A 23289-nucleotide genomic window follows, 5' to 3' on the forward strand; every position below is an offset into this window, starting at 1 on the left:
GCACAAATAACATGAGAACACCTATGACTAGCCATACTCTAGATCAATTCAATAGCAATAACGAAAAACTCAGCCCTTGGCCGTGGCAAGTCAACGATGCCGCGCTGAGCTTTGATATCGACGCATTAGGCAAAAAACTCAAAGATTTAAGCCAAGCCTGTTACTTAGTGAATCACAGTGAAAAAGGCTTAGGCATAGCGCAAACAGCCGAAGTCACCACAAGCGACAGCCAAGCGCCACTGGGCTCACACCCTGTCAGCGCCTTTGCCCCTGCCCTTGGCACCCAAAGTTTAGGCGACAGTAATTTTCGCCGCGTACACGGGGTTAAATACGCTTACTACGCTGGCGCCATGGCCAACGGTATTGCCTCGGAAGAACTGGTTATCGCGCTAGGTCAAGCGGGCATTTTGTGTTCGTTTGGCGCGGCGGGGTTAATTCCATCCCGCGTTGAAGCGGCCATTACCCGCATTCAAGCGGCGCTTCCCAATGGTCCTTATGCTTTTAACTTAATTCACAGCCCAAGCGAGCCCGCATTAGAGCGCGGCAGCGTTGAGTTGTTTTTAAAACATAAAGTGCGCACGGTCGAAGCCTCGGCATTTTTAGGTTTAACGCCGCAAATCGTCTATTACCGCGCGGCGGGTTTGAGCCGCGACGAACATGGCGAGATAGTCATTGGCAACAAAGTCATAGCCAAAATCAGCCGCACCGAAGTCGCGACTAAGTTTATGGAGCCGGCGCCGGCCAAAATCCTCCAGCAATTAGTGAGTGACGGCCTTATCAGCCAAGACCAAATGGCGATGGCATTACTGGTGCCCATGGCAGACGACATCACAGCCGAAGCCGACTCCGGCGGCCATACCGACAATCGTCCATTAGTCACGCTATTACCGACGATTTTGGCGCTTAAAGATGAAATCCAAGCTAAGTATCAATACAAAACGCCTATCCGCGTAGGTGCTGGCGGCGGCGTCGGCACACCCGATGCAGCATTAGCCACCTTCAACATGGGCGCGGCCTTTATCGTCACAGGTTCAATCAACCAAGCCTGCGTCGAAGCGGGCGCGAGTGAACACACTCGTAAGTTACTCGCCACCACAGAAATGGCCGATGTAACTATGGCGCCTGCCGCCGATATGTTCGAAATGGGCGTGAAATTACAAGTGGTTAAGCGCGGCACTCTGTTCCCGATGCGCGCCAATAAGCTGTATGAGATCTACACCCGTTACGATTCGATTGATGCCATCCCTGCGGACGAGCGTAAAAAGCTCGAAGAGCAAGTGTTCCGTTCATCACTCGATGATATTTGGGCGGGCACTGTCGCCCACTTTAACGAGCGCGATCCTAAGCAAATCGAGCGTGCACTAGATAACCCAAAACGTAAGATGGCGCTGATTTTCCGCTGGTATTTGGGTCTGTCTAGCCGCTGGTCAAACACAGGCGAAATCGGCCGCGAAATGGATTACCAAATTTGGGCAGGCCCAGCGCTCGGCGCATTTAATGCTTGGGCGAAAGGCAGTTATTTAGATGACTATAAGGCCCGTAATGCGGTGGATTTAGCCAAACATTTAATGGTGGGCGCAGCATATCAATCCCGCATTAACTTGCTGTTATCCCAAGGCGCGAGCATTCCAGTTAGCCTGCAGCGCTGGAAACCGCTAAATCGTTTTTAAACGTATTTAGCTCCTATCATCTTGTATTATAAGATCATAATATCTTCAAGCCGACACAAACTCACAGTGTCGGCTTTTATTTGTCTTTACTTATGAACGACATCAGCTCACAGTCTTTGATTCAACGTATTAGGCTGAAACTCTTACCGAAGCTTAGGTAAAAATTGCCTACCCCTCTTTTAATTCACTCACACCATTTTAAATAAAATGATTTAAATTATATTTAAAATCAATTAACTACTTAAAATTTTTAAAGTTGGCATTAAGATCGCAATCAAGTAAGAGCCATTAGCCGTTACCTTACAAGTGACACAAACGGTCATGAGAAGGATTAATACAAGGGCAGGAGGTTATTATGCTAGGTTGGACATTAGTATTTCTAGTTGTTGCCGTGATTGCCGGGTTGTTAGGATTTGCTGGGATTGCTGGCGCAGCGGCGGGAATAGCGAAAATCATTTTCTTCATATTTATTGTGTTATTAGTGATTTCTCTGCTGATCAATACCCTTAAGGGTAAATCACCGCGACTATAATTTTTTTAGAAAAGGAGATAGATATGAAACCATTTACCCTGATGACAAGTGCAGCATTCGCATTATTACTCGCCCTAGGTTTAACGGCCTGTAGTGATAACAAAGCCGAAGACGCGGGCGAAAAAATCGATGAAGTAATGACTGATACAGGTAACGCCATCGAAGATGCCTGTGAAGAAGTCAAAGAAGGTGTTAAAGCTAAAGATACTAAGTGCTAAACAAACCTGACTTTAGGATGGCAATAGACTCGTCTACTGCCACCCTTTTAGTTTAGACTCGCTCATTTCTGCATCTCTCATCTCGACATCTATCCATTCAAGTGCAACGATTTTAACCAAGAACAATGGCATTGGAGGGCTTGCATGCTAACGAAGATCCACATCAAATATTTGTACACTGCAGGTGCAGTATTGTTAGCCTATTTTGCAGTAACAGACACTTCTCCCCTGCTCACTTTCATTTGTGCATGGACAAGTCTGTCACTGTTTTTAGTCGGTTCAGCCTATTGGTTTAATCTCGCCAGTATTTTTAGAAAACGCCAAGATGGCACTATCCCTTGGTATATTCGTTGGGGTTTTATTCCCTTTTTATTAGGCAGTCGACTCTATAACCACTGGGCCAGAAAATACGATTCAGTACCGCCCATGCAGAGGATTGATGAACATCTGTATCTCGGCTGTAGACTCTTTTCCGCAGATCTGGAAACGATTAAAGCCAATAAGATCACTGCCATTCTGGATGTCACCGCTGAATTTGATGGCTTAGATTGGTCGCAATTTGAAGATCATATCGAGTATTTAAATATTCCCATCCTCGACCATAGCGTACCGACCAGCGCCCAACTCAATCAAGCCGTTAACTGGCTGCACCGCCAAGTGCGCGCCAATAAACAGGTACTCATCCACTGTGCTATGGGTCGTGGCCGCTCAGTGCTGGTACTCGCCGCTTATTTGGTTTGTAAAGATAAACAACAGCACTTCGCCGAAGTACTGCAGCAGATAAAGCAAATTCGCAAAACCGCTGGCTTAAACAAATGGCAATTACGCGCGCTCGATCGCATGCTCAGTCAAGGGAAAATTAACATCCACAAAGTGGCGTGGATTATCGCCAACCCAGTCTCTGGTGGCGGGAAATGGCAAGAATACAGCGAGCAAATCAAAGATGAACTCAAAGCCTATTTTGACCTGACTTTAAAACTCACAACAGCAGACGAAACTGCAAATATCTTCGCCGAGCAAGCCCGTAATGCAGGCGCTGATATCATTATCGCCTGTGGTGGCGATGGTACTGTGACTGAAGTGGCCTCTCAAATCGTTGATACGGATATCGTCTTAGGCATCATTCCTCTTGGCACAACTAATGCCCTCAGCCATGCCCTCTTTGGTTTAGGCAGTAAGCTTATTCCTATCTCTCAGGCGCTGGATAATATTATTCAAGGGCATTGCCAAGCCATTGATACCGCGCGTTGTAATGAGGCGTTAGTGTTGTTGCTTGTGGGCATAGGGTTTGAGCAACAAATGATTGAATCCGCAAACCGTGAGCGTAAAAATGCCCTCGGCCAGTTTGCCTACCTCGATGGCTTATGGCGCGCAGTGAATGCCGATATCACTTTAACCATCCAGCTCAGCTTAGATGATGCAAAACCCACAACATTGACGACCCATAGCCTAATCGTTGCCAATGCCGCACCGTTTACCAGCGTGTTGGCGCAGGGCGATGGCGAACCAAACATGACCGACGGTTTGCTCGACATTACTTGGTTGGATGCTGGCGATGAACCCAAAGAGCAGTTGCTTAGCCTCGCTGAATTAGCGATTGCAGGATGGGTAAAAGAAGGCAATAAAAATGTGCGAGATCAACAAGCGAGTGCAAGTAAAGTCCATCATGCCCATGCTAAAAAGGTCACCATCAGCAGCCAGCCTAAGTGTAAATATGTGATTGATGGTGAAGTATTTGAGCCAGCGGATCTCACTATTGAAGTCCAGCCAGCATCTCTTAAAGTGTTTGTTCCTTATCAGGAAACCACAGAGCAAGATGAGTGATCGTTGTGGAGGACATCCAGCCTAACTTTTTAGGCTGGATGACTGGGCATTTATAGAACGAACAAAAAATATAAAATATTCAACAAAATAAATATAACCAGCAGAACCAGTACCCGCATGAAATTAAATTCACTACCTTTGGGAAGTGATTTTTGAGTGGTGTTACTAAAATCCTGAAATTTACAGTCTATTGCCTGCGCACATTGCTGTAGAACTTGTTGTAATTCCTTTCTATCAGTACTGTCACCCAATATCAATTGAGCACCGTTGGGCTGGTGCAATTCTAAATAAGCCAGATAATGTTGGACAGTATCTTCCGCTTGGCGATTGCGGCTGTTCTGATGCCAGCGGGTGATTTGCAGCTGATAAAGTTGCACTGCTTTGATGTCCGAAAAGGCATAGGAACGCCACCGCCACAATCCCATATACCTCCCATTGAATAAACCTTTACCGAGCCACAATTGCTGTTGCTCAGCATCTAACCAACACTGTTGCTGAACAAACGCAGTCGGTAACACGGGTAACAATAGAAACAGTGTTACCCAGCCGAGAACGAGCTGTAGTATCGGATCGGGTTGTAAATAGGTTGCTCTGGCGCAGAGTAAACCAAGCAGTAATAACCCAGCAGCAAACAGCCATAATAGAGGTCGGTACTGAGTACTCAGAGTTTGAATATAAAATGCATTTTTAGAAGGTTGATTGAGTTTCACTGAACTTGTTCCTTGTTCCTTGTTCCTTGTTCCAAAAATTATCTCACCATTCAATATTGACCTGTGCCAGTAACAATAAGAGGCATTGATAGTTTGCACAATCAACACCTAACTCATTTCTAGACGCTTTCGAGTTAAACCAAAGACTCACATCAACGTAAATACCAGTTGCGATATAACTCATACTGCAAATATAAGCTGCAACTTTGCAGTTGCAGCTAAGGTGTTATTGACCCGCAGCAGTATCCTCACCGGTCCAGAGTCGCATGATGCGATAAGGCGGTTTGGCTGTTTCGGCTTTTCCATTAAAGGCTTTTGCTTTATGCAATTGATTCACTGAAATATATAACCAGCCTGTTTCACCAAATTGCACACTATCTGGAAAATCCAGTAGTGGAGAACTGACCGCTGTTGTTAGTGTGCCTTTGTTATCTAGCATGGAAATGGCATTGTGGTTCAAATTGGTAAAGTAATGATTACCTTGTTTGGACGTTGCTGCGCCATCTGATACAGGCTTGGCTCCGACTAATTTTACCGTGGCGATAATTTTATCATTATTGCCTGTTTGTAAAGCTGCAGTCGATAACTGATACCAGTGAGTGCCATTCATTGCACCATAATAGAGTGTACTTCCGTCGGCAGATAAACTGATTGGATTGACCGCTACACTGGCGACTTTGCCATTAAACAATGTTGTTTTGTTATCTATGTTCATTACTGCATCCGTTTCGGCCTGCAGCGAGCTATGACCTGAAAAACGTATTGTATGACCATCGTCGATACGCACCGCTAAGAGGCCAGGGTTGGCGATATCAGCTAAATAAATCCAGCCTTTTTGAGAGTCGACAACCAAATCCTGCATAAAGCTGCCTTTAGGCGCGAGAGCTTGTGGTAGGACGATTTGTTTATATAGACTGCCGTCCTTAATGTTGAATCCCCAAATCCTTGTTTGGCCTAATTCTAACCCCATATCTGCGGTCCAGAGGTGTCCAGCCTTGTCCTGAGCAATACCTAATAAGGTATCAAATTGAGCAGTATTGGCTGTCGATGTTTTTTGCAAATCCATTGAAGGCCAAGCTTTATAAGCGTTGGTCTCACGATTAACTTCAATCAATTGCAAACCTGATGGTGTATCAAATGGATGTACTGTGGCAAAAATCCGACCTTGTGCAGTGACGCTGACATTGCCAGGTCGTATTGGCAATTCAGCGACTGTTTCAAGACTTCCTACTGCTGGGGTGGCGTTTACAAAACTACTGGCTGTCAAAGAAAGCCATAATGCTGTTGTTAATAAGTGTTTCATATTCTATCTCCGCTTTTTCTGTTTAAGGGCTGTAGAATAGGAGTTATTATTTACAAAAAAAAGAGTATAAAACTTAGCTCTGTTTCAATATTAATTTGATAATTAATGTTTATTCAGCAGTCGTTTCACCGGTCTCGACTTGCTGCTCGTACTTGCTGAGCTTGTTGTAGAGGGTTTTAACGCTGATCCCCAGTTGTTCGGCGGTATCCGTTTTATTACCTTGAGTGGTTTCTAGTGCTTGATAAATAGCGATTCTCTCTAAATCATCTAAGCGCATGCCTTGGGGGATAACAACTTGTTCACCACCACATAAACCCACTTCATTCGTCTGAGGTAGCTGTAAATGGCTGGGTAAAATATCCTGATCGGCCAGAATATAGGCTCGCTCAATTGCATGTTTTAATTCGCGCACATTACCAGACCAAGGGTACTTAGCAATCATCTGAATACAGTCTTCAGCTAAGCTCTTATTCTGCTTTTCGGCCACGTTACGATAGGCAAGAAAATGCTGCGCAAGCCCAATAATATCCTCGCCACGTTCCCGTAAGGGCGGAACGCGAATGGGAAACTGAGCCAAACGAAAGTACAAATCTTCTCGAAATAACCCAGCCTCTATCGCCACTATGGGATCACGGTTAGTCGCTGCCACAATACGTACGTTTGCACGTTGCACTTTGTCGCCACCCACAGGACGATACTCGCTATTTTCCAACACTCTGAGTAACTTCACTTGATGATCAATCGGCATTTCGGTGACTTCATCGAGAAACAAGGTCCCGCCTTCAGCCTGTTCAAATACGCCTTTGTGATCGCGATTCGCCCCCGTAAATGCGCCTTTGACATGACCAAACAGCTCACTGTCGACCAATTCTGGGCTTAATGCACCACAGTTAATCGCAATAAAGGGCTCGTTCACCCTAGGGCTGGCAAGATGTATGGTATTAGCAACCAGTTCTTTCCCGACCCCACTTTCCCCAATAATCAGCACATTACTGCCTGTCGCAGAGACGCGACGAATTGTGCGATATAGCTTGTGCATAGGAGCTGATGAACCAACAAGCAAACCGTACTGGTCTAGCTCGCTAGCAAAAGGATACTGTCGATTAGGCGATGATGCTAAATACTGTGCAAAATCAGCAAAAATTTCGCTGATTAGCGGCATATCGTAAGGTTTGCGAAAGTGGTAACCCGCAAAATGAGACATTAACTGATCAAGATTAGGGTTTGGCTGACCATCGGAGAGAAAAATAAACTCAATATTTGACATGGCCGTATTATCCAGCAGCACAAGGTAATCTTCTCGACTAAGACTGGATAACTCAATAATGGCAACATCGACGTGATTTGCCCCTAACTGCTCTATCCAAGGCAAGTCATCGATACTGCGTAGCTTATTAAAGTCAGCAGCACCAGCAAGTTCGATGATTGCTTGCTCGGCGCCAACATCCTGCAAGTGATAAAAAAGTGTCAGTCGAGCCATGCGTATCTACTCCCTGTATGAAAAACTACTGTATGTCAGCCATGAAATTTTAACAACAGCAACGGTAATAGTTGCCGATGTTCTAAGATGATATCTCGATGAACTAAGAATATCAGTCTAAAAATCAGCCTGTTAAAATATCATTAAAAACGAGAACAGAATATGCATGGTAGCTGAACGAAACAAAATCAGTTTACCCAAGCAGTTAAACAATCTATGTCGAACACTGGCATTAGGAGGCCCATAATGAAGTCTAATGTTGTGCAACATCAGACTGATATCCGCGCCGATATCATGTTGATCGATGAAATCATCAAGCTGAATCAAGAAGGACTCACATTTTACAACCAAGCGAGGAGGTATGTCGAAGACTATAATCTTAAACGTGTTTTTTCCGCCAAAGCTAACATCCACCAACGAATGTTAACTCGGTTTGAACAGCTGAGACGTTTGGCTGACGAGCCAATTAATGGCCTAAGTCACACCGTGCCCGTCACTTATACTCAAGCAACAGAATTGCTGCAACAGTGCCAAATTTCGCAGGCTATGACCGCCCTTGTCGATATAGAGCAGCAAGTGCTAATCCAAATAAAACAAGCAGTAAGGCAAGCGCATCAGCCACAACTTGCAAACCAACTTGCAGAGGGTGCCGCTTGGCTGCAAATGAGTTACGACGGTACAGGATCGCTCAATCACCATTAATTCCCTGTCGCTAAGTGAGCCATATTTAACCGACTCCCCTCCACTTTTACTACAGACATAATACCGCACTGATGAGTGCGGTTTTTTATGCTCGAATGATGGCTCAGCATGCCAGAAAAAATTACATTTTGTCGGTAAAAAAGACCGACCAAAAGGAAAACGCCAAGGTATAAAACGCCAAATAAAACAATTAAAACATTAAAAATCATTACCTTAAAAACATTGGCACGATTGGCGCATTATCTAGCTTCGAGAAAACAACGGAGGATATGATTATGAAAACTACAACAGCATCAGTACTAGTGGCTTTACTTGTCGGTTCAATCAGTTTAAATGTGGCTGCCGCCCAAGATTGGAAAGGCGGAACCAAGGATGCGTGGATCGATGGTAAAGCAGAAACCACTTTACTGCTCAACACGAATCTCAATTCCTTCGACATCATTACAGATGTCAAAGATGGTAAAGTGACGTTAACAGGTAAAGTGGAAAGCAGTGTGGATAAAGCCCTCGCCACAGAGCTCATCAAGAGTTTAGATGGGGTGAAAGATGTCGATAACCAACTCACTGTGATGAATGAAAAAGAAGGCACCAGTGAAGTTGTTGCCACCTTAACTGACTCTAAAGTTGCCACAGTCATCAAAACGCGTTTACTGTTTTCAACTGACGTATCCGGCACCCAAATTAATGTGGATGTTGCCAATGGCATAGTCACATTGAAAGGTGAAGTTGCCAGCGATGCCGAACGTCAACTAGCACTGAAAATTGCCGAAAATACCGACGATGTGAAAAAGGTCGTTGATAAAATTAAAGTGGTTAAAAAAGTGTCTTAACTCTCGTGACAACGGCATTTTTTAAATTAAACGTATTTTAAGTAACAGCACACCGATCTAGACTCAAGGTTCGATAGTGCTTTATGAAAAAAGAATCAAAAAAACCAGCCTCAGCTGGTTTTTTTATGTCCATTTTCAGACTCAATCGAAAAGACTTACTCGCTTAAATTAAGAGGAGTGAATTAAGATGACTCGAATGATAATAAAGAAGAAGAGTTACAGAAAACTGAGCTAAAACACAGGCGTTACTCAAGCTTCAAAGCCAAACTAAGCTTCAAAGCCAAACTGGAATGCATAAAAATGTTGGCCATTCTCAATATTGATGGTCATAGTGCCAGTTAACCCCTGCAACTCCCCCGCCCCAGAATGGGGTACCACTTCTAAGATCAGACGATTTTGTCCATCGGTCATAATGCCAAAATGTTGTAACACAAAACTGCCCTGCTTACCGCACAAGTTACCAACCACTTGTTCAATGGCCACATAACCAGCTGAGCCCTTGACTGACGTCATAGCACTGAGCATTTCCCCTTTGCTGCGCCCCTCAAGCTCACCATAAAAGGTTTTATCTAAGCCCATACGCCCTAACGTCACACCACCAATGCCAGTAGCATAGGGGCTATCAGGAGTGAGCTTAACATCAAATTTTCCAGTGATTTTGCTAACTTGCATGACACTCTCCTTGTCGAAATCTTATGCTGACCTATTATCTGCTAACGCTTGCTATTGAAGCAAACATCACCCACTGACCGAAAAACAACTTAGCATAAGCCTGCGCAGATCCATAATGGCATTTACACGTTACTTATGTATGCTGGTCTCACTCACTATCATCTCTATGGTTTTGACTATTTCAGGGCTTTCAGACATGGGTTGGTCAGACGCTCTATCGCGATAAGTCACAGCAATTTTGAATGGGGCTTCGAAAGGATAAACAGGTTCAATACTATCCACCTCGATTCGATCGCCAAGCATGACACTGCCTAAGTGTTTCAAGCTATTGTGTTTAAAATCCAGATTAAACAATCCAAGATACCAAAATACGCCTGAACCTTGAGTCGTCACAATAAAGGGCGCCACAAAGGGCATAGTTTGCATTTTAGGATCATCTTGAATCGGTGCGTCACTTTGGGTGTCCGGCTCTAGAGCGGGATCGAAATTTAACGGTGTAATGCGCAAGTAATCGAGTAATGCTCGACCTTTTATCTCACCATCTTGGTAGTCGCCCATAGCAAACTCTGTTTGCTTGATCTTAATAAAATGTGTCAGTGCAACGGACTTGCCGCCCTCAGGCAGCGTTATTTCAACAGGATTGGCGGTATTTAAGCTAAAGAGTTTAAGCATCACTTCCGATGCATTCGCCACAGGCTTTACCTCAAAAGGTGTCACAGTTTCGATCTCATTCGCCTGAGCCTGAGTTTTTTCATGCGCCATGGCCTCATCGTATTGCATCACCTGTCCATCTTCCATCACCATATAAATATCATCATTGGTCATGTTGAAACGGTAAATACCCGCAGCAAGTAAGGCTAATACCACTAAGGTTGCCGCTATGGTTAATTTTACAAACGTACTCATCTTCTCTCCCCAATCGCGCTCGTTATGCGCTACTTTTCTAACACCGATAAACTTCAAATCAATGTCGGAGCAGTATTACAGATACTGAGTTAAAGCGAAGTGGGTAAAGTGTAAAAAATGCCGCTATTTTGAATTTTGTCAGGCTAAGTTCAGCAACATGCCTTTTACTCGACCAATATGATGGGCCGAGTAAATACTCAGCCCAATACATCACTACTTTTCGTTTTTCCACAAGGCAGGGGTTTGGCTTGGTTGCCAATTGCTTTGGGAGAAATGCGCTTGCACTAAGGAATAGATTTTATCTTGATAGGACACAAACTCAGGTAGTTGATAATTATGCTGATCCTGCCAAGCAGGGGCATAGTTATCTAGCGTATCAAAACGATATCCTTGACGTTGAGCTTCTTCAACAAAACGCTTAATTTTAGGCAAGTTGATGGTTGCACCTTGTCCGCGGTGAGCATTCTCAAACAAGAAGTCGTGGGTCAAGATAACCACTTTCCCGTTATGTAAACCATCACTACAATCTAAGTTCTGCGTACGACTGTTAAGCGGATTCATCGTCGTTCCTGCGCAGGTGTTGATCACTTGATTGACTTTTGCCACCAGCTCAACCCCATCGGCCATGGATTCAGCAGGAAAAGCAACCCCCCAATCCTCTGGTCCCCAGTCTAGATCCCAGCCAAATATTTTATAGTCACTCTCGGCGAGCATGTTTTGAATTTGCACCGCAACTTGCGAACTGTTGGTCGAGGTTTCTGCAGTACAAGCAAAAGCAGGATCCCAAGGCGGCACAGTATCGGATGTCGCACACAAGCCGTCGCCTTTGAGTTTACTGGTCACTCGCCAACCATTGGTGTAAGGCAAACGTGCCAACTTAGTCATCTTGTTATTGGGATAACTGGCGGCATTAGGAATAAGCTCAACCACTTTGGCCGTGTTCGTCACAAAATAGGTGAAATCGGTGGCCGCATCTTGATAGGATTTTACAGGCCAGAGTCCAACTTGATTACAATATGCCGCGCCAGATTGCACGCCATCAGTGCAGTTATGCAGCATATGATCGTAACTGTGGTTTGCCAGAATATGACCATCGTCTAGCAAACGTTGTAGGGCGACTGCCGCTAACGCCTCGTTTTCATCCCCTTCGCCATACATATGAAATGCATTAATAAAGAACGTTGCCTTAATATTGGCATCCTTTAACGCATCTAACAGCCCTAAGGTCGCGTCAATTGGACCATCATCAAAGGTAAGGTAAATGGTTTTATCGCTGGCGTAGGCCGCACTTAAGCCAGTACTCAAGCTCGCAACACAAAGCCCAACTGCAACGGCTATCGATTTCAGTTTCATGATTTCATCCTATAAATAATGTTTAAAGATGAATAAGTTAGTTCTCTTTACGCACTGGTTAATTCATAACCTGTAGACAGCGAGTTCACTCATCCGTTTAGCTTATCTATAGTGAGTAATCCCACCAGCATTAGTTATACCATCCTAGCAACAAGCCATACTTTTCTACGCTAAGTCGATAAATCCTGCCTTTGCACCCAGTTAACCATCCTCTTACCCAAGGTTTCAAAGACAATAGAAAAATACCAATCCTAGTGTGAAAAGTACCGCATCAACAATTCGATAACAGGTAAGTTAACTGGAGAAAAAAACAACACAAAAGCACTACAGGGATGCAATAACATGTCAGAAGGTCAACTATTTAAGAGCTCTTTGCTCGCATTATGTATCGCTAACGCCTTGTTCGGGATGAGCTCAACCGCAATCGCGGCGGAGCAACAAGAGGCAACCGCAGAAAATATTGAGGTAATCCAAGTACGCGGCATACGTCGCTCGATTGAAGCCTCAATGAATACCAAACGCTTCGCCGACTCCACGGTCGATGCTATCACCTCGGAAGATATCGGTAAGTTTCCCGATAAAAATATCGGTGATGCGCTGCAGCGAATTTCTGGGGTGACGGTCGATAGGCAATACGGTGAAGTGAGTGGGGTCACCATTCGTGGTACAGCGCCAGAACAGAGTCGTATTTTGCTGAACGGTCAAACCGTTGCGAGCACCTCTTGGTATGATCTTGGTCCTGCCACTCGTACCTTCAACATGGAATTATTGTCAGCCGAGCAAGTCAGTGCGGTTGAAGTCCACAAAACGCCAACCGCTAGCCTTGAAGAAGGTGCGCTGGGCGGCACTGTCGATCTCAAAACCCGTAAGCCCTTAGATCTCGATGCTCACACTTATCAAGTGGCGGGTGAGTTGAGCCAAAGCAGCCTGTACGATGAAACAGATCCGAGTGGATCTTTCGTCGGAAGCTGGAAAAATGATGATGAAAAGTTCGGCATTTTAGGCGCCTATTCAGTAGAAAAAATTACCAGCGGCCGCCAAGTGTTGGAATCTCTCAGTGGTTATTATGAGTACTTTTCCGCTGATCCTGCACAAAACCAAGAATCAACTGTAGGAGCATGGGGGATTGGCTCACAAGCATTTAGGGCCGAACGTGAACGGACCAGTGCCCAAGTCACACTGCAATTTGCACCGACAGAAAAAACAGAGTTCACCTTAGATTACTTTAATTTTGAACTCGATATCCCCCACGTAAACCACAACTTTCTTACTGTTGGCGCGCGCGGTTCAGGCTCTACCAACGTAGTGAATAACGCCCAAGGCGGCACAGCATCGGCAACGATTCTGCCGGCGTATGCGTCGATTATTTATAACCCTGTGGTGCGCCACGCGGTTAATATGAAGTCTGACGTACTCAACTTAACCGGAAAATACGTCGGGGACAGTTTTACGGTGAGTGGCGTCATTGGCCAATCGACCTCAGATGGGGGCACCCAAGGCGGCTCATCTTCTTGGTGGATACCAGCGACGGATCAAGGCGGTAAAATTGGCGATCCCGCCTTCCCTAATGGTCAAGGCAGTATCGATGGCGGCTTTAGTTACGACGCCACGGGTCCCTACCAAGTGGTGCTGACGAGTTTAGATGCTAACGATGCCAGCCAGTTCAAGCACGCCCAAGAGGCGAACTACGAAACCACAGTGCAAGATCATAAAGTGACCTACGCACAGACCGATTTCGAATATCAACTCGACCATGATTTTATTAACAAAATTGCGGTCGGGATTAAGTACAACACCAGTGATTTCGAGCGAAATGCCTTCAACCGTAACCCCGCAGAAATCCTAGGTTTCGTGCCTAATGGCAACCTCGCTAACTGGAGCGATGGCGTGCTGTCTGGGCTACATTCCCAGAGCGGCGGCAATGTGCTCGACTCCTATGCCAAGTTAGATGAAGACAAATGGTGGGCCTTTATCAGCGAGAAATACGCCAATGGCGAGTTAGTGGAAGTCGCCGATCTCGGTAACACCTTCACTGTCGAAGAGGATATGTTGGCCCTGTATGCCCAAGCGGATTTCAGCGGCGAATTCTACCGTGGTAACTTTGGCGTGCGTTACGTTAACACAGACCAAACCTCAACCGGTTTTGCCGATGGCAAGCCCTACAATGAATCAGTCAATTACGATAATTGGCTACCGAGCATCAACGTCGCCTTTGATCTGCAAGAAGACTTAATCCTACGTGCTTCGGCCTCTTCCGTGATGGCGCGTAACAACTACAGCGACCTCAAACCTGGTTTAGCCATAGCGAAAAACTTTGGTACTGCGACCGGCGGTAATCCAAATTTGAAACCCTATAAGGCGAATCAAGCCGACCTTGGCATCGAATGGTACTTCACTGAATCTTCTATGTTGTCGGCGGCCCTGTTCTACAAAGATATTGATAACGTAGTGTTTGTCAGTGAGTCGACGCAATATATCGAAGGTTGCGGCGCGTCAGAATCCGAGTGGGATAAATGCCGAGTTACAGCCCCAGCCAACGGCGGCAGCGGCTCAGTGACTGGGCTTGAAATCCAGCTGCAACATAACTTTGAAAGCGGTTTTGGCTTCTTGACCAACTACACCTATGTTGACAGTAAGAGCACTCGCCCCGATGGCACTGAACAGATGATTGAAGGCGTGTCAGAAAACTCCTTCAACGGTTCACTCTTCTACGAAGATGATCTGTTCAGCGCCCGTATCGCCTATAACTGGCGTTCAGAATACTTAGGCGTGGGTAACATTCAAAACGTGTTAAACGACAGCTATCAACAAGTCGATGCCTCGATTATTTGGCATGCGATGGAGAACTTAGATGTTTCACTCGAAGGGGTTAACTTAACCAATGAAGTGGTGCAATCCTATGATGTTAAATACGGATTAACCCAAAACACCATCGAATTTGGTTCACGTTATTTCGTCGGTGCCAGCTACAAATTTTAAACTTGAGTCACACCATAGCCGACCTTAGGGTCGGCTTTTTGCGTTGATAATGCAGCGGGGATAAGCCATGAAAGTGAAACAAGCAATCAGAAAAATCATTATCTTAGGTGGCGGCACCGCAGGCTGGATGGCAGCGGCCGCCCTCGCGAATAACCCCGTATTTGCCGCCATTGAACTCTGTTTAGTGGAATCGGACAACATAGGCACTATCGGCGTTGGCGAAGGCTCTACGCCACACCTAAAACGCTTTATGGACAACTTAGGCATTAGCGAAAAAGATTGGATGGAACGATGCCACGCCAGCTATAAAACCGGCATCGACTTTATCAATTGGAATGGTGACGGGCAGCAATATTTCCACCCCTTCTATTTTCAAATGGATGTAAAACCCGCTGAAGTTTTCTTTATCAACGCCAATGCAAGACGCCGAGGGCATGGCAATGCCGTTAAACCCGATGCATTTTTCTCCAGCGGTGTGTTGGCCAAACACAATCTCAGCCCAAGGCCGAATAAAGCACTGCCCTGCACCAACGAATACGGCTATCACTTCGATGCGACTGAACTTGCCAACTACTTAAAAGATTATGCCTGTAAGCGCGGCGTAAGGCAGATCATTGCTGATGTGGTTGAGGTGTCAACCACCCAACACCAGCAGATTGAGACGCTGATCCTAGCAAATGGTGAACGACTGAGCGCCGACTTTTTCATCGATGCCAGCGGCTTTAGCGCTAAGTTAATTCATAAAGCCCTAGGTGTGCCCTTTCAATCCTTCGCCGATGAGTTACTCAACGACAGCGCCGTCACTGTACCTGTACCTGTACCTGCATTAATGGACTCCACTCAAACGCAGCAGGCAAAGTACCATACCCGCGCCACGGCGCTCAGTGCGGGCTGGCTATGGCAAATCCCCCTCACCCACAGGCTTGGCAATGGCTATGTTTATAGCAGTCGCCACCTCAGTGCCAATGCCGCGGCCAAGGAATTGTTGCACAGTGTAAATTTACCCGAGTCGACCCAAGTGCGGTTTCTCAAGCTGCGGGTCGGCGTCAGTGACAAGGCTTGGCACAACAATGTGCTGGCGATAGGACTTGCGCAAAGTTTTATCGAACCGCTCGAAGCCACGTCGATCATGATGACCCAATTCACCCTTGAAAGATTTATGTCATTATTCGAGCGTTATCAATTAAATAAGCAGGCAGAAACCTTAAGTCGACAAACATTAAATCAAGCAGTAATGCAGTTAGTGCTCGGCATAAAGGATTACATTCAGGCCCATTATGTCACCAGTCAGCGCAGCGAACCTTATTGGGTGGCAGCGAGAAAAGTCGCCATTTCCCAAAGGCTGACGCAACTATTGCAAGCTTGGTATCAAGGGGAAGACTTTGATTTACTGCTTTACCAATACGATCAGCAACTCGCCTACTTTCGCCCCTCTTGGTATGCGCTGTTAGCTGGAATGGATTACCACGACCCCGAACTGAAGCGCCCATTTGAGCCGATTTCAGCGGACATCACCGCCCAGGCAATAAGATACTGCCAAACCTTAGTGGAGCAGTATTTTCAGCCTAAGCATTCGTGATAGTAAGGGTTAAATCGCCCTTTGTTTACTGCTAAAGCGCTGACGAAAGCGACTCGGCGTAACGCCTTTAAATTGAATAAAGCGTCGATTGAAATTAGATAAATTATTGAAACCACACTGATCGCTGATGGTTGAAATCGGGCTCTGGTTCGAGAGTAATAACTTGCACGCCTTAGCGATCCTGAGTTGATTGATAAACTCAGTTAAGGTTTTCTCGGTGCGTTTTTTAAAGAAGCGATGGAAGTGATTGGTGCTCATGTGCGCTAACTTTGCCAAATCCTGTGCCGACAAGGCCTGAGTGTAATTGTCATAAATATGCTCAATCACTTTATCGAGCTTTTTCACAGTAAAGTCGAGCTTACTGCCGTGAGTGAACAAGGTACTAGACAAGAGTTCTTGCTGACTATCCTGTTGTAATAATGCTAATAATTCCAATAACAATATATAGCGTTTAAAGGGATTAGCCGTCTCCATCGCGATAAACACGCTATGGGCCTTGCGCGCCGTTTCCTCACTAAACAACACGCCCCGTTTGGCATGGGTCAACAGCGAATGCAAGGATGCTAACTCGCGCTGCTCATTCACAATTTGGTGTAGCCAGGCTGCGGGAATTTGCGCCACATACACAACTTCCTTCACTCGACTTTTCGAAGCGGAGCCCATCAAAACGGGCTCTTTCAAACCGACCGCAGTTGAAGCGCCGCCTTTCAAACAATCGTTCTTTGAAACCTCGTTAGTTAAAACATCAAGGTTAGCCTCGGATTGCCAGCCGTGGGGCATGTCTGGACCGATGATCACTAAATCATAATCGCCATAGCGGGCAATATGATCGCCCACATAACGCATGCCATAACTGTTGAGGGTTAAGCAGATTTCGTACTCGGGGTGATAATGCCAGTTGAGATCCATGTGGTCCCATTCATAACGAAAGTAACGCCAAGAGCTGTTTTCATCGGGGATCACTTTTTCACACAGAGGTTTCATCCATTAAACTCCAGTTACTCATTCCTTTACCTTAGCTTCAATCAGCCCTTACACATCAACGCCACTCACTCAAGCTAGCCGTTATTCCATCCTGTTAAATTATTCAATCACTTAGACCTTATTTTTAAATGCCAGCCTTGACCTATCAGCTCGGCGAAATCGCTGTGCCTCGCGCACTATTGTCTATAGCAAGTCAGCCCTACTGTGATACTCAACTCCGTTACTCTAATACTATTCTATCCAATGTTAATTAAAGGTAACTATTTTACAAGTAAACACTTTATCAGCAGATACTAAAACACAGCTTTATCTATGCTCATCCGCAGCAGCTATCTGCAACTCGTATCTATCGCCAGTATCTACAGCTCGTATTAACTGCACCTGATGTAAATCAGCCAAATCTGCGCGAACAGGATTTGCATATGTGAGAAAAGTATCGACAGAGGCACCATTCGTATCACCGCCATAGCGAGTGTCAGTCCACAATGAATTTCACTTCATTCAATTGGCTAAGCACATGAAACACAAACTCATCATTCTGTTTGTCCTCTGTACTTTCTTTGTGATTTCCTTGATGACCAACAGTATGGGGCCGATTTTCCCTGCGTTAATTGACAGTTATGCTATCGGCCTGACGTTGGCGGGGTTATTTCCCTTTGCGTTTTTTATCGCCTACGGAGTGACATCGATTCCTGCGGGAATTTTGGTGGACAAGTACGGTGAAAAACGGGTGATCATCTTAGCCTTTAGCCTAGCGTTTATCGGCGCCGTGACTTTTGTGTGTCTGCCCACCTTTAGCATCGCCATGTTTAGCCTGTTTTGTATTGGCACTGGCATGAGTTTATTGCAGGTAGCAGTGAATCCCTTATTGCGACAAGCTGCGGGGCCAGAGCATTTTGCCTTTTTCTCCGTACTGGCCCAACTTGCCTTTGGCGGCGCCGCGACCTTAGCGCCGCTGGTGTATCAGCATTTTGTCGCCTTAGATCAAGCCAGTGTTGCATCAGCCAACTATGTGCAACAGCTATTGCCAGAGAACATGAGTTGGCTCGCCATGTACTGGTTATTCGCCGTGGTCGCGCTCGCCATGGTGCTCTTTGCCAGCCTAGTGAAGATGCCCAAAGTGAATAAACTGGCAGATGAGTCGGCAGGTGCCCTCGAGACCCATTTACGCCTTTTCAAAGATAAAACCGTTTTGAAATTCTTCTTCGCTATCGCCGCCTACGTTGCGCTTGAGCAAGGGCTTGCTAACAGTATCTCAGTCTTTTTGCTGCAATATCATGGTCTTGATACCTTAAGTGTCGGCGCCAATGTAGTTAGCGATTTTTGGTTTTACATGACGCTCGGCTGCCTACTCGGTTTGCTACTACTTAAACTTATCGACAGTCAGATCTTGCTGCTCAGTTTTTCCCTTAGTTCACTGGTTTGTTTTCTGGTGGCGATTTGGGGGCCGAGCCAACTAACATTAATTTGTTTCCCATTGGTTGGCTTTTTCATTTCTATCATGTGGTCGGTGATCTTCTCGCTGGCGCTTAATTCGCGCACTCAAGATCATGGATCATTCGCCGGCATTCTCTGTACCGGCATTATCGGCGGCGCGTTTATCTCGCCGATCATTGGTGTTATCAGTGAGCTGTCCGGCGAATTACGGCTCGGGATGTTAGTGCTGTTAATTCCTATGGCATACATAGGCTATGTCGCCCTAACGGCTCGTCCCTTAATTAAAAACACCACATTATTTTCAACAAAAGCGGCCTCAAAGAATGACGAGCCGATGGCAACAAACAACACGAGAGGCAACAAGCTATTATGAGCGTCCTATGTTTAGATCTTGGGGGAACTAAACTGATGTTGGCACAGGTGGAAGGTAAAACCTTACTCGACACTTGGCGGTATCCTGTTCCCGCCGATGGCAATTTCGAACAGTTATTCGATTTCCTCGTGACCTGTATCCACAGCCACCTCACGCCTGAAACCAATGGAGTTTCCATCGGGGTGCCCGGTATGGTGGATATGCACAGCGGCACTTTACTCGAAGTGCTCAACATCCCAGCACTAACGGCAACGCGGTTAGCCCAGCAACTGCAAAATACCTTTGAAATGGATGTTGTTGTGAATAATGACGCTAACCTCTTTGCCCTCGGCGAAGCTGTACTCAATCACAATCAAGACATGCTCGGGATTACCTTAGGCACTGGCGTAGGCGCTGGGGTGATTTTTAATGGTCAGCTGTATTCGGGTAAACATTGCGCCGCAGGTGAAATAGGTAGTTTGAGTTATCGTGATGGCATTATTGAGCACTACTGCTCGGGGCAATACTTCACCACTCATCATCACATGAGTGGCGAGCATTTGTACCAAAAAGCCTGTGAAGGTGACAGCCAAGCGCTACAAGCCTTCGCCCATTTTGGCGAACACTTGGCGCACATGATCGCCCAAACCTTACTGGTATACGATCCCAAAGATATCATCCTTGGCGGCTCAGTCAGCCAAAGCTTTCCCTTTTTTATTGAAGCGCTTAAACAGAAATTGCAAAGCTTAGTGTATGGCCCGCAACTGACAGACTTGACGATTTCAGCCAGCCAACATCACAATGCAGCCCTCATAGGTGCCGCGCAGTGGTTTTTACAACAACAGAAAATCAAACAAGTTCAACCAACATCACAATGCTCCAGCAATTGATCGACGCGGCGCAGTGGTTTTTACAACAAAAGGACTCAGCTAAGTGAAAGGACTAATAAAACAAAGAGGGATGATTAAGTGGCAGGGGATTAAGACGGCCTTAGTCAGCGGCGTCATGGCAGTGCTTCCCGTGGCGTCGGTGCTTTCAATACTTGCGATGCCATCAGTACAGGCCGCCAATGCTGTGCAGGAGGCAAATCATGTCGCGCTGAATCAATTGGCCGATAAGCTCCAATTAAATTATCAGCTAACCGCTAGTTATCTTGAAACCTGTCCCGCTAAAGAAGCCCAATGCTATCGCTCCGCCATTGAGCTGACCTTGCCCACTCAGCTATCGAACGACAAGTTATCCAGCGAAGAGTTAAATCACGGCGACTGGCAAATTTATTTCAGCCAATTATCCCCCGTTTATTTCGTCGATGCGGGTGACTTTAGCATTGAGCATATCAATGGTGATTTACATAAAATCACTCCTAAAGCCAGCTTTAAGGGCTTCGTCGCCAATCAAGTTTATCGCATTGAGTTTTACAGCAAAGGCAGCCAAATCACCCGTTCCGAGTTTATGCCAAACTTCTTTGTCGCTATGGGCGATAAGGCGCAGGTCATAAAGAGCACTCAAACAAGGCGCGATAAAGAAACAGGTTTAGCCGAGCAAGACTACCTCGCGCTTTTTAATGCCGAGAAACAATTCTTACTGGCAAAAAACGATGCAACCCCCTTTGCCGATGGCCAGTATTTAGCAGAGCAATATCAAGCCTTAGCCGCAGACAAAGCACCTGACATTAGCGGCAAACTCATCCCCACGCCACTTCATAGCCAAAGCCTAAACTCGGCGCCTTTATCCCTTGCTAAAGGTTATCGACTCACGGCTGCAACTGTCGATTTTAAGGGACGGCAGGCGGCATTTAATTACCTCGATTCTTTAGGCTTTTCGGCCAAGGACAAAGGCACGCCGCTATTATTGCAACTCGATACTCAAGCACCTAAGGTCGCCAGCACTGAAGCCCATGATAGTGAAATTAAAAGCAGCGAAGCCTATCGGTTAACCATAACGACTGAGCAAATCAGTATTCGAGCGAGCACTGAGGCGGGACTCTTCTATGGCCTACAGAGCCTAGCTGGGTTGATCAGTTTAAGTGACGATCAACTGGTCGCCATCGATATTCAAGACCAGCCTCGCTACGCCTTTCGCGGCCTACATATCGATTTAGCCCGTAACTTTCACTCGCTCGATTTTATTAAACGCATTATCCCACAGCTCGCCGCCTATAAAATCAATAAGCTGCACTTGCACTTAGCCGACGATGAAGGCTGGCGTTTAGCCATCCCCGGCTTACCTGAACTGACCGATGTGGGTGCAAAACGCTGTTTCGATTTAACCGAGCAAACCTGTTTATTGCCACAACTGGGCAGTGGCATAGCGGACGTAAACCCCGTCGATGGCTACTTAACCGTGGCGCAATACCAAGCAATATTACAACTGGCTGATGCTCACCATATCGAAGTGATCCCTTCACTGGACATGCCGGGGCATTCACGCGCCGCAATAAAATCCATGGAGGCGCGTTATCACCATTACCTCGCCAAGGGAGACAAAGCTAAGGCGGAGGAGTTTTTACTGACTGAATTTGCAGATAAAACCCAATATTCGTCGATTCAGTATTACCACGACAACACACTCAATGTGTGTCTGCCGAGCACCTATCACTTTATCGATACTGTGATTGATGAAGTCAAAAAAATGCACCAAGCCGTAGGCATTCCTTTAGTGCATTACCACATAGGCGCCGATGAAACTGCGGGCGCTTGGGTAGAATCCCCTGCATGTATCGCAATGAAGCAACAAAAAGCCGATGAGTTAGCCGGACTGCATTCGCTCAATGGTTACTTTATTGAGCGCGTTGCTAACATGCTGGCGGAGAAAGGGATTATTGCCGCTGGTTGGAATGATGGCATGGGTGAAGTGCGCCCCGAAAACATGCCAGCCCAAGTGCAATCTAACGCTTGGTCGCAGATTTCAAACAACGGCCATCAAATCGCCCATAAGCAAGCAAATCTTGGCTGGAAGGTCGTTATCTCAACGCCAGAAGTCACCTATTTCGATTTCCCCTACGCTAGCCATCCAGATGAGCGCGGCAATCATTGGGCCTCGAGGGCAATAGACAGTTTTAAGGTGTTTAGCTTTATGCCCGATAATCTGCCTGTACATGCCGAGCGCTGGCACAATAGCTTAAATCAGCCATTTGTGTCGGACGATAGCCACAGCCAGCTCAAACCGGGACACAGGTTTTACGGCTTACAGGGGCACCTTTGGAGCGAAATGGTGCAATCGGACGAGCAAGCAGAATACATGTTATTCCCGCGCATGGTCGCCCTCGCCGAACGGGCATGGCATAAGGCACCATGGGAATTAGCCTATGATTATCAAGGTAAAATCTATAGTCAGCAAACTCAACATTTTGCCCGCCAATTCAATGGCCAAGCCGAGCAAGTCCTCAAACAGGATTGGCAAGTTTTCGCTGCGGTTTACGCCAATAAAGTGCAACCTAAGTTAGCAAAAGCAGGAGTTTTCTACCGCATAGCACCGCCTGGAATACGTGTTGAACATCAGCAGTTAGTGCTCAATAGCTTATATCCCAATGCCGAGTTGGAATACCAACTCGACTCAGGACCTTGGCTAAGCTACCGCCAAGCGTTCAAGCTTAATGATGTCAAACACATCCGCGCCAGAGTCAAAGATGGCGCGCGTTACTCTCGCCCATCGACTTGGCAAAACACCCTCTAGTCGTTTCTCGCACAATGTCGGCCATCGTATGTGATGGCCGATGCGTTAATTGACTATTAATACCACTGGTCGATGGGTTAAGC

General features: G+C 46.1%; 18 protein-coding genes. 11 read left to right on the forward strand and 7 right to left on the reverse strand.

The window, feature by feature from the left end:
• Positions 1-23: 23 nt before the first annotated feature.
• The 4 genes from pfaD (at position 24) to L5M10_RS02160 (ending at position 4244) form a co-directional block, all read left to right on the forward strand.
• On the forward strand, positions 24-1670 hold the full coding sequence (gene pfaD, locus L5M10_RS02145; RefSeq protein WP_263254786.1) for an eicosapentaenoate synthase subunit PfaD: 1647 nt from the start codon (positions 24-26) through the stop codon (positions 1668-1670).
• Between the two features lie 355 nt (positions 1671-2025).
• On the forward strand, positions 2026-2202 hold the full coding sequence (locus L5M10_RS02150) for a DUF1328 family protein (protein WP_263254771.1): 177 nt from the start codon (positions 2026-2028) through the stop codon (positions 2200-2202).
• Between the two features lie 23 nt (positions 2203-2225).
• A complete protein-coding gene (locus L5M10_RS02155) occupies positions 2226-2420 on the forward strand; it encodes a hypothetical protein (protein ID WP_028760637.1) in 195 nt (64 codons plus the stop codon).
• A gap of 144 nt (positions 2421-2564) precedes the next feature.
• A complete protein-coding gene (locus L5M10_RS02160; protein WP_263254772.1) occupies positions 2565-4244 on the forward strand; it encodes a diacylglycerol kinase family protein in 1680 nt (559 codons plus the stop codon).
• Positions 4245-4294: 50 nt separating this feature from the next.
• Here the strand turns inward: L5M10_RS02160 and L5M10_RS02165 are convergent, their stop codons facing one another.
• The 3 genes from L5M10_RS02165 to L5M10_RS02175 all read right to left on the reverse strand — a co-directional run bounded on the left by L5M10_RS02165 (position 4295) and on the right by L5M10_RS02175 (position 7737).
• Complete coding sequence (locus L5M10_RS02165; protein ID WP_263254773.1) at positions 4295-4954, reverse strand: hypothetical protein; 660 nt, start codon at positions 4952-4954, stop codon at positions 4295-4297.
• A gap of 226 nt (positions 4955-5180) precedes the next feature.
• Positions 5181-6257 carry a major royal jelly family protein gene (locus tag L5M10_RS02170; RefSeq protein ID WP_263160693.1) on the reverse strand — a complete coding sequence of 359 codons (1077 nt, stop codon included), beginning with the start codon at positions 6255-6257 and terminating at the stop codon, positions 5181-5183.
• 109 nt (positions 6258-6366) lie between these two features.
• The gene (locus L5M10_RS02175; protein WP_263254774.1) at positions 6367-7737 is read right to left on the reverse strand and encodes a sigma-54 interaction domain-containing protein; all 1371 of its coding nucleotides are present in this window, start codon (positions 7735-7737) and stop codon (positions 6367-6369) included.
• Between the two features lie 246 nt (positions 7738-7983).
• Between L5M10_RS02175 and L5M10_RS02180 the strand changes: the two genes are divergently transcribed.
• Together L5M10_RS02180 and L5M10_RS02185 are read left to right on the forward strand one after the other, a co-directional pair.
• Positions 7984-8439 (forward strand): hypothetical protein, encoded by a 456-nt coding sequence (locus tag L5M10_RS02180; protein ID WP_028760642.1) that lies wholly within the window; start codon positions 7984-7986, stop codon positions 8437-8439.
• Positions 8440-8714: 275 nt separating this feature from the next.
• Positions 8715-9269, forward strand: coding sequence for a BON domain-containing protein (locus tag L5M10_RS02185; RefSeq protein ID WP_105249747.1), 555 nt, complete (start codon positions 8715-8717; stop codon positions 9267-9269).
• A 267-nt stretch (positions 9270-9536) separates the two neighbouring features.
• On the opposite strand, the gene L5M10_RS02190 is transcribed toward L5M10_RS02185, so the two are convergent.
• From L5M10_RS02190 to L5M10_RS02200, 3 genes are all read right to left on the reverse strand, one after another.
• A complete protein-coding gene (locus L5M10_RS02190; RefSeq protein WP_131525327.1) occupies positions 9537-9941 on the reverse strand; it encodes a DUF3224 domain-containing protein in 405 nt (134 codons plus the stop codon).
• Positions 9942-10070: 129 nt separating this feature from the next.
• Positions 10071-10847 carry a hypothetical protein gene (locus L5M10_RS02195; protein ID WP_131525328.1) on the reverse strand — a complete coding sequence of 259 codons (777 nt, stop codon included), beginning with the start codon at positions 10845-10847 and terminating at the stop codon, positions 10071-10073.
• A 213-nt stretch (positions 10848-11060) separates the two neighbouring features.
• Positions 11061-12200 carry a polysaccharide deacetylase family protein gene (locus L5M10_RS02200; protein WP_113941063.1) on the reverse strand — a complete coding sequence of 380 codons (1140 nt, stop codon included), beginning with the start codon at positions 12198-12200 and terminating at the stop codon, positions 11061-11063.
• A gap of 342 nt (positions 12201-12542) precedes the next feature.
• Here L5M10_RS02200 and L5M10_RS02205 point away from each other — a divergent pair, with 342 nt between their 5' ends.
• Positions 12543-15179 carry a TonB-dependent receptor gene (locus L5M10_RS02205; RefSeq protein WP_263254775.1) on the forward strand — a complete coding sequence of 879 codons (2637 nt, stop codon included), beginning with the start codon at positions 12543-12545 and terminating at the stop codon, positions 15177-15179.
• Positions 15180-15246: 67 nt separating this feature from the next.
• Entirely contained in the window at positions 15247-16758 is a 1512-nt protein-coding gene (locus L5M10_RS02210) for a tryptophan halogenase family protein (RefSeq protein ID WP_263254776.1), read from the forward strand.
• Between the two features lie 9 nt (positions 16759-16767).
• Here L5M10_RS02210 and L5M10_RS02215 read toward each other — a convergent pair whose 3' ends face one another.
• Positions 16768-17742: an AraC family transcriptional regulator gene (locus tag L5M10_RS02215; protein WP_263191345.1), complete on the reverse strand. Its 975-nt coding sequence runs from the start codon at positions 17740-17742 to the stop codon at positions 16768-16770.
• 517 nt (positions 17743-18259) lie between these two features.
• Between L5M10_RS02215 and L5M10_RS02220 the strand changes: the two genes are divergently transcribed.
• From L5M10_RS02220 to L5M10_RS02230, 3 genes are read left to right on the forward strand one after another with little or no spacing between them, the layout of a single operon-like run.
• Positions 18260-19552 (forward strand): MFS transporter, encoded by a 1293-nt coding sequence (locus L5M10_RS02220; protein WP_173245919.1) that lies wholly within the window; start codon positions 18260-18262, stop codon positions 19550-19552.
• Positions 19549-20421: an ROK family protein gene (locus tag L5M10_RS02225; protein ID WP_263222002.1), complete on the forward strand. Its 873-nt coding sequence runs from the start codon at positions 19549-19551 to the stop codon at positions 20419-20421. The genes L5M10_RS02220 and L5M10_RS02225 overlap by 4 nt, the downstream gene beginning before the upstream one ends.
• 43 nt (positions 20422-20464) lie before the next feature.
• Positions 20465-23206, forward strand: a complete 2742-nt coding sequence (locus tag L5M10_RS02230; RefSeq protein ID WP_263254777.1) for a family 20 glycosylhydrolase — start codon at positions 20465-20467, stop codon at positions 23204-23206.
• Positions 23207-23289: the final 83 nt, after the last annotated feature.

This window comes from Shewanella sp. SM32 (genome assembly GCF_025654235.1).
Taxonomy (GTDB): Bacteria; Pseudomonadota; Gammaproteobacteria; order Enterobacterales; family Shewanellaceae; genus Shewanella; species Shewanella oncorhynchi.

Coding starts and splice junctions, on each gene's coding strand:
- pfaD (WP_263254786.1), top strand. CDS start 24: ATGACTAGCCATACTCTAGATCAATTCAATAGCAATAACGAAAAACTC.
- L5M10_RS02150 (WP_263254771.1), top strand. CDS start 2,026: ATGCTAGGTTGGACATTAGTATTTCTAGTTGTTGCCGTGATTGCCGGG.
- L5M10_RS02155 (WP_028760637.1), top strand. CDS start 2,226: ATGAAACCATTTACCCTGATGACAAGTGCAGCATTCGCATTATTACTC.
- L5M10_RS02160 (WP_263254772.1), top strand. CDS start 2,565: ATGCTAACGAAGATCCACATCAAATATTTGTACACTGCAGGTGCAGTA.
- L5M10_RS02170 (WP_263160693.1), bottom strand. CDS start 6,257: ATGAAACACTTATTAACAACAGCATTATGGCTTTCTTTGACAGCCAGT.
- L5M10_RS02175 (WP_263254774.1), bottom strand. CDS start 7,737: ATGGCTCGACTGACACTTTTTTATCACTTGCAGGATGTTGGCGCCGAG.
- L5M10_RS02180 (WP_028760642.1), top strand. CDS start 7,984: ATGAAGTCTAATGTTGTGCAACATCAGACTGATATCCGCGCCGATATC.
- L5M10_RS02185 (WP_105249747.1), top strand. CDS start 8,715: ATGAAAACTACAACAGCATCAGTACTAGTGGCTTTACTTGTCGGTTCA.
- L5M10_RS02190 (WP_131525327.1), bottom strand. CDS start 9,941: ATGCAAGTTAGCAAAATCACTGGAAAATTTGATGTTAAGCTCACTCCT.
- L5M10_RS02195 (WP_131525328.1), bottom strand. CDS start 10,847: ATGAGTACGTTTGTAAAATTAACCATAGCGGCAACCTTAGTGGTATTA.
- L5M10_RS02200 (WP_113941063.1), bottom strand. CDS start 12,200: ATGAAACTGAAATCGATAGCCGTTGCAGTTGGGCTTTGTGTTGCGAGC.
- L5M10_RS02205 (WP_263254775.1), top strand. CDS start 12,543: ATGTCAGAAGGTCAACTATTTAAGAGCTCTTTGCTCGCATTATGTATC.
- L5M10_RS02210 (WP_263254776.1), top strand. CDS start 15,247: ATGAAAGTGAAACAAGCAATCAGAAAAATCATTATCTTAGGTGGCGGC.
- L5M10_RS02215 (WP_263191345.1), bottom strand. CDS start 17,742: ATGAAACCTCTGTGTGAAAAAGTGATCCCCGATGAAAACAGCTCTTGG.
- L5M10_RS02220 (WP_173245919.1), top strand. CDS start 18,260: ATGAAACACAAACTCATCATTCTGTTTGTCCTCTGTACTTTCTTTGTG.
- L5M10_RS02225 (WP_263222002.1), top strand. CDS start 19,549: ATGAGCGTCCTATGTTTAGATCTTGGGGGAACTAAACTGATGTTGGCA.